This window comes from Noviherbaspirillum album (assembly GCF_035916955.1).
Classification (GTDB): domain Bacteria; phylum Pseudomonadota; class Gammaproteobacteria; order Burkholderiales; family Burkholderiaceae_D; genus Noviherbaspirillum; species Noviherbaspirillum album.
The window spans coordinates 1-12,443 of the sequence record NZ_JAWIIV010000002.1 but is presented as its reverse complement, the minus strand read 5'-3'; the positions used below and the strand labels follow the sequence as shown (position 1 = coordinate 12,443).

At 53.4% G+C, this 12,443-nt stretch carries 10 protein-coding genes; 3 read left to right on the top strand and 7 right to left on the bottom strand.

What is annotated here, in order from left to right; genetic code table 11:
- Window positions 1-53: 53 nt before the first annotated feature.
- From RY831_RS02840 to RY831_RS02815, 6 genes are all read right to left on the bottom strand, one after another.
- Entirely contained in the window at window positions 54-704 is a 651-nt protein-coding gene (locus RY831_RS02840) for a methyltransferase family protein (RefSeq protein ID WP_326505173.1), read from the bottom strand.
- On the bottom strand, window positions 704-967 hold the full coding sequence (locus tag RY831_RS02835; RefSeq protein WP_326504829.1) for a DUF2933 domain-containing protein: 264 nt from the start codon (window positions 965-967) through the stop codon (window positions 704-706). Before RY831_RS02835 ends, RY831_RS02840 begins: the two co-directional genes overlap by 1 nt.
- A 26-nt stretch (window positions 968-993) precedes the next feature.
- Window positions 994-1,467: a hypothetical protein gene (locus RY831_RS02830; RefSeq protein ID WP_326504828.1), complete on the bottom strand. Its 474-nt coding sequence runs from the start codon at window positions 1,465-1,467 to the stop codon at window positions 994-996.
- Window positions 1,468-1,479: 12 nt separating this feature from the next.
- Window positions 1,480-1,698 (bottom strand): hypothetical protein, encoded by a 219-nt coding sequence (locus RY831_RS02825; protein ID WP_326504827.1) that lies wholly within the window; start codon window positions 1,696-1,698, stop codon window positions 1,480-1,482.
- A gap of 139 nt (window positions 1,699-1,837) precedes the next feature.
- Window positions 1,838-3,349 carry a sensor histidine kinase gene (locus tag RY831_RS02820; RefSeq protein ID WP_326504826.1) on the bottom strand — a complete coding sequence of 504 codons (1,512 nt, stop codon included), beginning with the start codon at window positions 3,347-3,349 and terminating at the stop codon, window positions 1,838-1,840.
- Between the two features lie 5 nt (window positions 3,350-3,354).
- Window positions 3,355-4,053 carry a response regulator transcription factor gene (locus RY831_RS02815; RefSeq protein ID WP_326504825.1) on the bottom strand — a complete coding sequence of 233 codons (699 nt, stop codon included), beginning with the start codon at window positions 4,051-4,053 and terminating at the stop codon, window positions 3,355-3,357.
- 1,518 nt (window positions 4,054-5,571) lie between these two features.
- Between RY831_RS02815 and RY831_RS02810 the strand changes: the two genes are divergently transcribed.
- Genes RY831_RS02810 through RY831_RS02800 form a run of 3 tightly spaced genes read left to right on the top strand, consistent with a single transcriptional unit; the run spans window position 5,572 to window position 10,168 of the window.
- A complete protein-coding gene (locus RY831_RS02810; protein WP_326504824.1) occupies window positions 5,572-7,599 on the top strand; it encodes a hypothetical protein in 2,028 nt (675 codons plus the stop codon).
- A gap of 13 nt (window positions 7,600-7,612) precedes the next feature.
- Window positions 7,613-8,605 carry an AAA family ATPase gene (locus tag RY831_RS02805; protein ID WP_326504823.1) on the top strand — a complete coding sequence of 331 codons (993 nt, stop codon included), beginning with the start codon at window positions 7,613-7,615 and terminating at the stop codon, window positions 8,603-8,605.
- A 3-nt stretch (window positions 8,606-8,608) separates the two neighbouring features.
- Entirely contained in the window at window positions 8,609-10,168 is a 1,560-nt protein-coding gene (locus RY831_RS02800) for a hypothetical protein (protein WP_326504822.1), read from the top strand.
- A 1,086-nt stretch (window positions 10,169-11,254) separates the two neighbouring features.
- On the opposite strand, the gene RY831_RS02795 is transcribed toward RY831_RS02800, so the two are convergent.
- Entirely contained in the window at window positions 11,255-12,310 is a 1,056-nt protein-coding gene (locus tag RY831_RS02795) for a DNA-binding protein (RefSeq protein ID WP_326504821.1), read from the bottom strand.
- Window positions 12,311-12,443 lie beyond the last annotated feature (133 nt).

The window sequence follows — 12,443 nt, the reverse complement described above, 5'->3', positions numbered from 1 at the left end:
TGAAGCGTGTCAATAAAGGGTTGTTGATAGAGTGGAGCAGGAGCCGTGTCGCGTTACGCGTGCGCGATCCTCCGTAAGAGAGGAAAGAACGCCGGCGTATTCGCTTCGTAGCGGATATAGGCGGCGCCGAATTCCACCCGCGCGTTCCGCTCTTCATGCCGCGCAAGACGCACGTACATGAATACCATAATCGGGAACATGATCAGCGTGAGCAGAGTTGGCCACTGCAGCAGAAAACCAAACATGATCAGAATGAAGGCTACGTATTGCGGGTGCCGCATGCGCGCATACCAGCCTGCCGTCGCCAGTCGATGCTCGCTCTGGGCTTTGTACAGCACACGCCATGCGGACGACAGCATGATGAAGCCGAAAAATATAAAAATATTGCTCAACAAATGGAATGGCCCAAAATGTGGGTTCGCTTTCCAGCCAAACATCATTTCCAGCAAATGACCGGAATCGTGGGATAACCAGTCGACACCGGGAAATTGTGTGGTGAGCCATGGCATCAGAAAATAGATCGTTAGCGGAAATCCGTACATTTCAGTAAACAGGGCGACCAGGAAGGCGGAAAAGGCACTGAAGGAACGCCAGTCGCGTGCGTTTTTCGGCTTGGCAAAGCTGAACGCGAAAATAATGAAAATCGCAGAATTGATAATGACCAGCGACCAGAGTCCATAGCCGGATGCGGTATCGTGTTGCATCATGCATCTCCTTTCATGTCGTTGTTATCGCGCTTGCCGTGATCATGCCCGCCTTGGCCGCCATGCATGAACATGTGCATCAGGGGGCAGGCCAGCAGAAATAGAAAAGGCAGGTAATACAGGGCTCCGCCGAGATGCGCACGATGTTCCGTGAACAGAAAATATGCGGCGACAATCAGGAATCCGACGAGCACCAGTTTGGCTTTGGAACGCGTGCTTTGGCTGTGATTGCCTTCCCGCTCATGTTGATGTTCGTTCGTCATATTGTTCACCTGTGTTCGTATGTTAATCAGCGGCTGACGCCATGGCGATATTCGAACTCGACCGGTACCGGGGTATGGTCCGTCGGCCTTCTGATTGCCAGTGTGATTCGATAAGGGGAGTCGTTAGGCGGCATGTTGAAGTAATTCCCGTAACTGATCGTGTTATTGATCTTCATTACGTCTAACGTTTTAGTTTCCTGGCTCAACCCAAGCTGCGTCACCGTTGCGCTGACTGCCGCGCCGGGGATGGGTTCCGAAGTTTTGGCGTCATACAAAGTGACTACCAGATGGTGGGTTCCCCGTGCCAAACGCGTTTTCCCATGCATGCTCTCTGCTCCATGTTGTTTCACATGCGCCTGCACGGCTTCGGCGGGAACCACGCCGTAGTACAATTCGATTCCATTCGCAGTCTTATGTAAGGCACTGTCAGCGCCCCACGAAAACGCCGACGCGATGGCAAGAATCAGCATGCCGACTATGCGAAATAAGTGAGCAATCATGATCGTTTCCCTTTACTTTTCTTCTCGTTCAGTTTCAAGCTGCCAACGGGCGGTTTGGGGACATGAAGAGTCATCCAGATCATTGCGGCAGTGCATGCCACGACCAATGTGATCAAGCCGGCGCTTGTCCAGCTCCATCCCCAATAAAAGAAGACGCTGACGCTCAACAAGACTGCCAGAATTGGACATAGCCAAAGCCAGCGATGCATCACATTCTCCTATGCTTTCCATACCAGGATTCCCTTGTTCTTGAGTAAGTCCGAGAGGAGGCCGCAGAGCTTTCACGCTGCCACGCTTTGCAGCATGGGCGCAAGAAGTCACGGGATTATCACGAGGGAGAAAATGAGAGGACGCGGGAAGAGCAAAGCTGTTATGCCAGAAATTGTTCCCGTGCGCAGGGTGTTTTTCCACTATCCATGCTGGGCAGTGAAAAGCGAAACAGCGCCCCCCCTCCCGGTGCGTTGGTGGCTTCCACACTTTCGCCATGCAGGTCGATAATGCGATTCACAATGGATAGACCGATACCAGCATGAACAACCGCCTCCTCACGCGCGCTGCTGCCTCGGTAAAATCTCTCGAAAATATGCGGCAGGTCCGATGCCGAGATGCCGCTGCCGCTGTCGATCACTGACACCCAAACCTTTTTATCGATGTTTTGCAAGCACACTTGAACCGACCCGCCAACCGGCGTATGACCTAGCGCGTTATCGATCAGGTTGCTTAATGCCCTTTCGATCAAGCCTAAATCCGCGCATACGAAGGGCAGCCTGTCATGCGCCCGCGCCACGAGTCGAATGTTTTTCTTCTGCGCCTGGAGTGCAAATTTTTGTACGACGTCATGCACGACCTCATCGATCCTGAACATTTCATGTTGTACTTCGATCTGGCCGGAGTCGAGCTTGCCCAGATAAACGAGGGTGCTGACAAGGTGACTTAGCGACTTGGCCTGAGTCAATGCGATTTGCAGATATTGCTGACGTTCTTGCTGCGTAAGAGTTTCATTCTTGAGTGACAGGGTGTCCAGATATCCTTGTATCGAAGCAAGTGGCGTACGCAGGTCATGGGACGCGTTGGCAATGAACTCGCGACGGCTCGAATCGGCTCGCGCGGTCTCACGCATTTGCGTTTGAATTTGTTCCGCCATGCGATAGAAGGCCACACTGATCGCATCGATTTCATCACCTGATGCGGCGGGTTTTTTTCTGTCGGTCAATCCGTCTCTGAAGTTATTTTTCCGGAATCCATCCATAGTCGATGCAAGTTGCTCTAGAGGGCGCACTACAAAGTGTAACGATAGCAACCCGCCAGCCAGCGCCAATATGACACTCGCACCGATTAGCCATGCGGCTTCACGCGTAATATAGGCAAGACGCAAACCTTGGGCAGATTCGTCATCTTCTTCGTTATGAATCGTGACGTATAGATACTGCTCCGGCCGGGTGTTGCCCTGCAATTGAGCCGCCGAGAAAATTTGCTGGCGATGGCTATTCGCCGGATCGTCGCCGAGGATCGGAAGGTGCGGTTTGGACTGCAGGATTTGCTTGATTGGCTGCAGCGAAACGCGGTTCGAAGCCAATGACAGTTGATCGGGATAATGCGACAACACCAGGCCGTCCCGATCAAGAATGTATACATGAAATTGCGGATTCGCGGTCACAAGATGCGCAAACGCCGCAGTAACCGCGTTGGGATCGATCCAGCCTGAAGGTGTCCAGCCTGCCAGTTCAGCGAAACGCGTTGCGATGCCGACGTGGAATCTTTGCTGGATATCTTGATGGTAGACGGCATGCGAATACCGCATGATCATCACGAAAATCAGGCTCATCAACAGGCCGAATAAGAGTAGGATCGCGACCAACTTGCGGAAAATGGTATTGAACACGCTACTCAGTGACAGCGAAAATCAGGCATCCTGTAGCCGACACCCCACACGGTCACGATATATTCCGGTTCGCCATGATTTTTTTCGATCTTGGCGCGCAGGCGGTTGATATGAGAATTGACCGTATGTTCATAGCCGTCGAAGCCATTGCCCCATACCGCATCCAGTAGTTGTTGCCGGGTAAAAACCTGTCCTGGATGGCGGGCCAGGTAACGCAAAAGATCGAACTCTTTTGCCGTCAAATCAATCGGTTTTTCGCTGAGATGAACCAGGCGCTGATCCCCATCGATTGATAAGTCCTTCAGATGCAGCACGCCCTCCCGGTTTGGCTGACCGGCTTCATACAACGCATCGTTGCGCCGGAAAATAGCGCGAACCCGGGCCAGAAATTCCGGAATGCTAAACGGCTTGGTCATGTAGTCGTCTACCCCCGTATCAAGCCCGTGGATCCGCTCGTTTTCCATGGACCTAGCGGTGAGCATCAGAATCGGAGAGTGATTTCCGCACCGGCGTGCCTCGCGGCAGATATCGATGCCGCTGATGCCAGGCAGCATCCAGTCGAGCACTATCAAATCGTAGGGTTGATTCTTGGCGTGCGCCAGTCCACCCGCGCCATCCTGCGCCATAGTCACTTGACAGTCCATGTCCCGCAGGTGCAAGGCGACAAGATTACGAATATCTTGATGATCTTCGACTACCAACACTTGCCGTATCATTGATCGCACCCCCTATGTAAAGGCAATGCTACGCGTTAGATTTCAATAGGGCTAACATCAGAGATCGACGTATTTGATTCAGGTCAAATACACTCTGCACTACCCAATATCACGCCAACAGCGCGGTGAAATTGCATTTCGCCGCACCCATTGCTGAAATATGACGCTAGCCTTCCTCGTTTAGCCGAGAGGTGCATCCCAAAAATGCATTTCTGCAGGGCAGCGGGACAAATCAGTGCGTTACACATTCATCATGGTGGATGTGCTCCGTGATAGTCGCAGGCCCGATCAAGATCGGACATTCCGGTCGATGATCGCCGTTGCAGGCATGCGCCAGATGACGCGGTGTGGCCTCTTCACGCTAACGTAAATGTAAAATTAAAATACCCGGTCTTGGTATTCCTGCTCTCCGGGCATTTTAAAACCTCATATGCGCAAGAGTCCCCATAATAGATCTTTCCAGTCCAAAAAGCTCACCGAGAATGAGCTTGCCAACAAACTTAGTTAGTCGCGTCTGAAGTACTGATACAAGCCTGTATTGATGCGGGTTAGCGGGAAACTTTAGGGATTTGAGTTCGCCAGAAATGGAGTACACGGCAACGATTTTCTGATGGAATCATGGCTCCGAAAGAGTTCCTTCTGGGCAAGATTCAGCCCCTGCGCCCCGTTTGGTCCCTTGTTATTGGTGTCGGAAGCCGTTCGGTGAAGTAAAACTGCCTACGAACAACTTTCGCAAGTCATTGATTTAGTTGCCCTCCGCCTCTCTTCCTGGGCACATTTGCTTCACTAAAGTTTGAAGTAAATCTGTCAATTCCCGAATCTCTCTCCTACACTCTGTCCATCCGCAATGCGGCTTGGAGTAGCGATTGTGACGAACCTGCGGTTCCCTAAGGCAATAAGCAACTTCAGGCCTTACAAGAGCCATCGCTACGATGTGTTTGGCCCGAAGGTCAACCGTACTCTCACCCTATTTAATCCGCCAGCGCTCAACACATGGCTTCAATTGGAAGCTGACCCGCTCGTTCAGTCCTACTGCGAGCGCCCGGTTGTTATCCCTGATACTGCGCCCAAACAGGTCGTAGACTTCTGGGTTGCCTATTCAGATCGCGAGGAACTCTGGCTACTCCAATCCGGCAAAGCTTGCCCGCAGCCGGATGACCCCGCAAAGACGTGGCCCGCGTTCTCCGCATGGTCCGCTTCGCAGCGCCTGTTCGTCCGTCATGTCAGGCCCTTGGATCGCTCCACACATACGCACTTCCTTGACAACTGGGGACGCATTGTGCGCATGCTGTCCGCCAACCGCCGTTACCTAACGACGCCGCTATAGAAGCGCATACTGGACGTCATGACCAAGCCACAATCCTTGGCGTCCCTGATGCAGATCTATCCAAACGAGGATCCTGTTCTTGTTCAAACCGCTACGTTCAGTCTAGTTTATACGGGTAGATTGCATTTCGTCGATATCGACTCGCACTCACTGGGCCCTGCGTCGATGCTGGTGACTGCATGAAAACCCATGTTTTCGGCAAAGTCAGTTTCAGTCGCGACTCGTTTCCGGACGAGTTACGGGACCTATCCACCTGGCCGTCGGTCGACGTCTCAGCACTAGGCGCCGACGATCGAACCATCTTTCTCTCACGCCGGCAGGCCATAGAGCTGTACATCGAGAACCCGCAGCTTTCCCTTGCCGGCATCAAAGTCGCCACCGGGATCGATCCGAAGACAATCTACCGCCTGCTCGATCGGTGCCTTACCACACATGCTGATGGTCGCATTTACGGGATGCGAGCTGCTATTCCGTATGCTCGACTGAAACAATACGAGCGGATGCACGCGCTTGACAGCGCTGATCAGTTGAGCGGGCGCGGTCTGGCAGGCGCGTTTTCCTTGCTGCTGCAGCGGCAACCTGCCTTGGAAAAGCTACTTCAACGTTATATCAAGCAGCGCGGTCGTCACCATGGCAAAGCACGCCGCGCACGCAAGGCACTAGCCCGCATTCACAAGGCATTTCTGGAAAAATGTCGGGCGGTCGGCATCGGGTCGCACGAGTACCCGTTCAATCAAGCCATGGCGGGTCTACGCTCTCTAGCTGCTTACTTGCACAAGGCTGAAAGCCGCGCACTCATCCTGACTCACGACAATACAACACTGCCCGAGGGGGCAGACTCCGACCAGCCGGATCCACACAGGCCGCCACCTGCAACCCGGGCCTTTGAAGTTGTCGAGTTTGATGGTCACAAAATCGATCTGCGAGTAACTGTCCGGGTCATGGATCCGCTCGGTTTCGAGACGCTGTTGGAACTGAGTCGCATCTGGATCCTGATTTTGCTCGACGTGGCCAGCCGTGCTGTCATCGGCTACAAACTTGCCCTATCCAAGGAATACAACAAGGACGACGTTGCCAGCGCGCTGCAGGCAGCGTTAATACCGTTTCGGCCACGCCACTACAAGATCCCGGACCTAACGATGCGCGCCGGAGGCGGCTTTCCATCGGCGGTCCTGCCACAAACGCGTTATGCCTGCTGGGAATGGTTTCGCTTTGACGGTGCCAAATCTCACCTTGCTGTTGATACGCTCACTCGCCTCAACCAGATTGTTGGATGCTGGCCGGACAATGGGCCGGCCGCTGAGCCGAACGAGCGTCCTTTCATTGAGTGCTTCTTTCATCTCCTTGCACGTAATTTCGCACACCGGTTGCCTGGCACAACCGGAAGCAGCCCAGAATCGATCGAGCGCCTGCTAAACGACCCTCATGGAAACATCAGCCTGCTTGTCGAGCTCGAGGAACTCGAGGACATGGTCGAAGTGCTCCTAGGCGACTACAACGGCACTTCCCACAGCGGCATCTCCAACCGGACGCCTCTTGAAGCGATGGCACAGCTTCTCGCACGCGATACTGGCTTTTTGCGTACGCTACCGCGAGCTGCTCAACAAAACCTTTGCCTGCTACAAGAAGCGCGGATCAAACCCATCAAAGGCGATAACGTAGGGGACCGGCCTCATATCAATTTCCAGGATGTACGCTACACCAGCCCCATCCTGTCGGGCAGCCCTGCACTGATTGGTAAGCGACTGCGCGTGTATTTCGACGTACGCGATATCCGTACCGTGAAAGCGTTCTTTGAGGACGGCACCGAGCTTGGTGTCCTGACGGCAGCGCGCCCGTGGTGCTACACGCCGCATTCGCTGCGCGTGCGGCAGGAGATATTCCGACTCAAGCGTGCTGGCAAGCTCCAGTACCGCGAAGGCGACGACCCCGTGGAGTGCTGGGGAAAATACAAGCGTCAACAGGCAAGTACCAGCAAACGTGCGGCCACCGATCTGGCGAAAGCGAAATCGAATCGCAACGCGCTGGCAAACGAAGGCGCGGTAACAGCAGTCACCGCGTTGCAAGCAGACTCGGTAGGACTGCCGGGTAACGAGTTACATTCGCAGGATACGGTGCCGAAGTTAAAGAAACAGAACGAACCCGTCGCAGATGCCGTACCACCGGTAGCGCGGATATTGAAAATCAGGCGCACCATCACTTTCTAACTGGGAGGATACGTTGGCTGATACCTATCATCGTCCTGTGGCGCTTGACCGTCATCCTGTTGTCGAGCAAAAGTACATCGTGCCGACTCCGTCCATTGAGGATATGTACTTGCGTGTCAAAAAACTGGTCCGTCTGCGCACACCTGGTGGCATCGTCTTTGCTCACCCTCGCTTCGGCAAGACCTATGGTGTGCGATACGTGATGCGTGTTTTGCGGGAAGACTACCCGAAGGCAGTCATTCTCAGTTTTGGCTGCCAAAAGAAAAAGTCGAAATCGGAGGATGCGTTCTTTTCCTTGCTTTTGGAAGCAGTAGGTCACCCAGGTGCGTTAAACGGCAGCATCCCGAAGAAGCGGACCCGGCTTAATGAGCGAATAATGGAACTCGTCAATCGTTCCGGGTACAACTGGTTCATCATGTTTGCTGACGAAGCACAGCGGCTGGACGTCATCGAGTATGAATGGCTTCGCGACGTTCATGATGAGCTTGAGCGGCATGGCATCCGAATGATTACCCTGCTTGTTGGACAGCCGCAGCTGCTCAATCAGAAGAGTGCATTTCGTCTGAGTCGTGAGACGCAAATCGTGTCGCGCTTTATGATCGACGAACTGCAGTTCCACGGCCTGTTGTCGGCGGATGATCTGGCGACCTGCCTGGCTGGATATGACGAAGCCTGCTTTCCCGTCAAAAGCGACTGGCCGTACACTCGTTTCTTCCTTCCAGCTGCCTATAGCACTGGATTTCGTCTGGTCGACCAGGCAGCGGTGTTATGGGATGCTTTCGAGGACGCCCATGATGATGCTGGATTTGCCTATAGCCTGGAGATTCCGATGCAGTACTTCGCCCGTTCGGTTGAAATCGCACTCGGCGAGAGTTCCGAGCAAGACGATTATGGTTTCCGAATCACGCCCACGACCTGGAACTTGGCAATCAAGGAATCGAATTTTGTCGCGGCGCAGGAGGAATTGCGTATGGTGATGAGTGATGACCTGGCGGCACAGGCCTGAAAGATGAAGGTCGCGCGAATCCTTCTCGATGAACCGCTTCCACTTGAAAAGAGTTGGTGTTGGCGCGACGACTGGGTGCACGGCTTTGATTCTGTCTATGCGTTGCTCTCCAAGTTTGCGATGCTCAATGCACTCAATGCAGTGGAGCTTGCCCAGCTTTTCATTCGCCGGGATTGCGGTAAAAAGACAGCGATCGTCCGGTCACCGGCCGTGGATTTGCGTTACAGCGCGTTGTTCGATCTGACGCAGCTGGCACGCCTGTTGCGCCTGGAGACGCCACAGATCCACCAAGCATTTTTGCCAGAGCAGCTTGCAAACGGCCGACGCCGGTTCCGGGACATCCTTTGCTGGTGTCCGGAATGTGCACGAAGCGGCTTCCATTCATCAGCGTTTCAGTTGGAATTTGTACGGTCTTGCCCGGTGCACGGCAATCCCATTCGAATGTGTTGCCAGACATGCGGCACAGCTATTCCCTACCAGTTGCAGGTAGCGGTCTTTGCCCAGCCCTTCGGCTGTCCGACATGCCATGCAGATCTCGCACCAGCATTTCGCAATCCTAAGGACCGATTGCTGGCAGCGCTACCGCCGATGACGAGCTGGATTTCGGATCTTGCGGTGTTGTGCGCATTTGACGACCTTACCATGCCAATTCGGCAGGACATCAACCGCCAGCGATCCCGCGCCGGACTGGCGACAGTCCTATTTGCCATTAGTAATTGGCGGCGACCCGCATCCGACTACTCAGCCTTCATTGATAGCGTTTGGCATGTGGTGGAGAGAAAACAAGGAAATGCGCATCTGTCAGGTCCCCGCGTCCCACTGGTGGTCGCTAGCAAGGGACTATCCGAGTTGCCTATTCGATGTAAGCTACAGCGTGCGACACGCCGACTTCCGGGCATACGGCGGACGAAAGTATCGATGTCCGCAACAAAGGATGCATGGGACGAACAACTTCGCCTCAGTAACCTAGTTTATGGGGCGGTTCGCCGCCACCTGTGGCGTCATCTGCTAAAACAACATCAGTCCTGTATAACGTCAGCGGCAAAGCATCTTGATTGGCGTCTGGAAGGAGTCAGCACCGCAGCGATATGTCCTGTAGCGGAGGCCTTTCTACGCTGGCGCATGCACTGGGAAGGTGTCGGCACGCCGTCAGGCCTGCGCGCTCCGCAAATGACCATGCCCTCAGGATTGGCAGGATGGATCGGTACTCATGCACCCATTTGCCCTTTGTGCTGGACGCGTACCGCAGAACAATGGGTCTCCGACCATGTGTTGGGGCGACATGCCATTGCAACATTCAGAACCTTTCTGGAAAGTGCATTGGCACATCAACGTGGTGGCCGCATTACGTGGCATAGTGTGATTGTTAGCACACACCATCTGCCATACTGGGCCATTGTCGGTCGTGACACCGCTGCTGATCCGGTAACATTGTTCAGTGAATATGGATGCGCCTCTGTATTGCTTGCGCTGATTCAGGAAATGCCAAAAACAGTGGAGCATCAGCAACGGCACCTCAATGCGTTATATGGCATACAACGCACCGCGACTGAAGGATCATGACCTCACTCCGCGCTTAAGCTCCTGCAGAATGGCAATGCCCGCTTTGTTACTGCGAAGGTCCATTCGAATGCCTGGAATCGTTCCAGGTCGTGATATCTCAGTTTCTTCTATAGTTAGGATTTACGTCCACGTACCTTGGCTCGGCCAGTTACGACAATCAGCTGAAATCGCGCGGCTTATATAAATCTGTTCGCATTTGCCTGGCATGCACACACCACAGTATGGGCATTCAATCAATCCCGTAGCACGCCACCCACCAAATGCGCGACTGAATTGTTCTACTTCAAAAATATGGGTACAAGCCGGGTTAGAACACTTCTCTAAGTGAACCGACATCATGTCTCCTCAGCCGCTGTTTACTCGATCACCATAGTCCCATCGCGAGAAATAGCAAGCACTACGCCATGTGACGATTGTCCGCTTCAGCACTACCAACGTCGTCTTCCAGGTTGACCAGCGGATTAAGAAAATCCGCATAAGATTGAGAGACATGAATTTCCAATCTATGGCCCACACGGCATTCTTGTACCGTGTGCAACACGGACCGCGACGGCTAGATAAATTCGGCTTCGGCAATCTTTTTTCGTATATGTCTGGTAGTGGACGGTATCTTCATGCTCTAGAAGCTATATTGGTAGTAGGTTGCCAACTACCACCCTAGAGCCATGCAGTTACTTCCAAATCTCAGACCAATAATTGACCACATTGAAGCTTTCCGCTATTGGTTCAATTATCGAATGCCGGATTGGACTATTGCCGGTCCGTTTGTTGAGGGCGAGCTAACCATACAGCAACATGTTACGTTTGCGCTTCACTATCAAGGTCGCTTGGTTGGTACTTTTACGTCCCCTTTAGACGCACTCCAGTACATCGGGAATGATGCAATACTTGCCGAGTATCTGTCCCTCACCAATGAAACAGGGTCGTCTTCTAATGAGGTCCCGTCGTACCACTAGCAAGAGCCTTGGAGTTGTCATTGGCAGGGCCTCAGGTTGGTCTAGGTGCTCAAAAGAAGCTGAACGGCGAAAGGACGTCGGTTTGCTTCAGCCTACAACAGGAAGGGGCAGTAGGAGCGATTGATCGACCTTAGTCAGGCGAACTTTGTGGATTCGTTGTCACCAATGATGTTTGAGCATCTTTCATTACATACTGACGAAGTTCGTCTGCGATAACCCGTTGTGTATCAAGTTTCGCTTGGGTAATCACTAATTCCAGTTCCAGTTCCCGATGACGGGCCGCCAACGTGTCGGATAGAGCCGTCGCCGCCGTCAAGCGCTCCATCACAGATTTGATTTGCTGATCTCTGTCCTGTAATTGAGCGGCCAGCATGGCAGCGCGCTGTTCGACGCCCTGCAAGCTCTCCACTTTTTGTTCCAACTGTCGGATCTGTGCCTGCGTATCGTACAGCCCCTTCTGCGCATGGCTCAAATCCGATACCAGCCGCACGCCGTCCTGATTCAAGCGTGTCACTTCTTCTTGTTTGACGACAACCGCTTGCTGAGCCAGCCGCAGTTCGGCCTGCAGCTGATGGACCTGATGCTCGTGCCGTCGCTGCTCCTGCTCTCGCTGTTCCTTCGTCGATTGCCGGTAATGTTCGAGCGCCTCGCGGGCATGGCGGTGCTTATCTTCCAGAGACTGTAGATGCAGATCGTTTTCCGCAAGCCGCTCCTTCAAGTCAACGGCATGCTGTTCAGCGGTGTGGCGGAGGACTGTTTCCCGCTGCAGGGTTTCACGGGTATGAGCGTTGGTAGCCTGTTCGTCAGCCAAAGATTGTTCGAGGCGCTGAGCTCGTGCCTGCCACTGTTCGGCTTCCTGCTGCGCTGCAGCCAATGCCTCGGCATGACGCCGTTCCATAGTCTCTTGCTCAGCGCGTACTGTATTGATTTGTAGGGTGGCTTCTTCCTGGAGTTGCGTGGCCAGACGTCCCACAAGGTCCTGCAACGCTTCGCTGATGGTTGCTCCGATTTCCTTGGGCCCGCCATCTTCATCCTCAAGCTCCTTCAGGTACTTGTGAATAGTGGTTTTGGAGCCAGTATTGCCGAGCGCAATACGCACGGCGTCGACCGACGGGTGGACGCGCTGTGCAAGCAAGGCATCGCGTGCGCGCTTGACATCGATTTTATAAATGCCGGATCTAGCCATCTGGAAATACTCCGTGAATAGCGTACTAAATTACGTATGATTCATAACGTGGTATTTTAACGCAGAAATACCGAAGAAGATGGCTTGAAATTGATTTAGAATAATAGGGAGTTATCCATTATGATGGACTCGA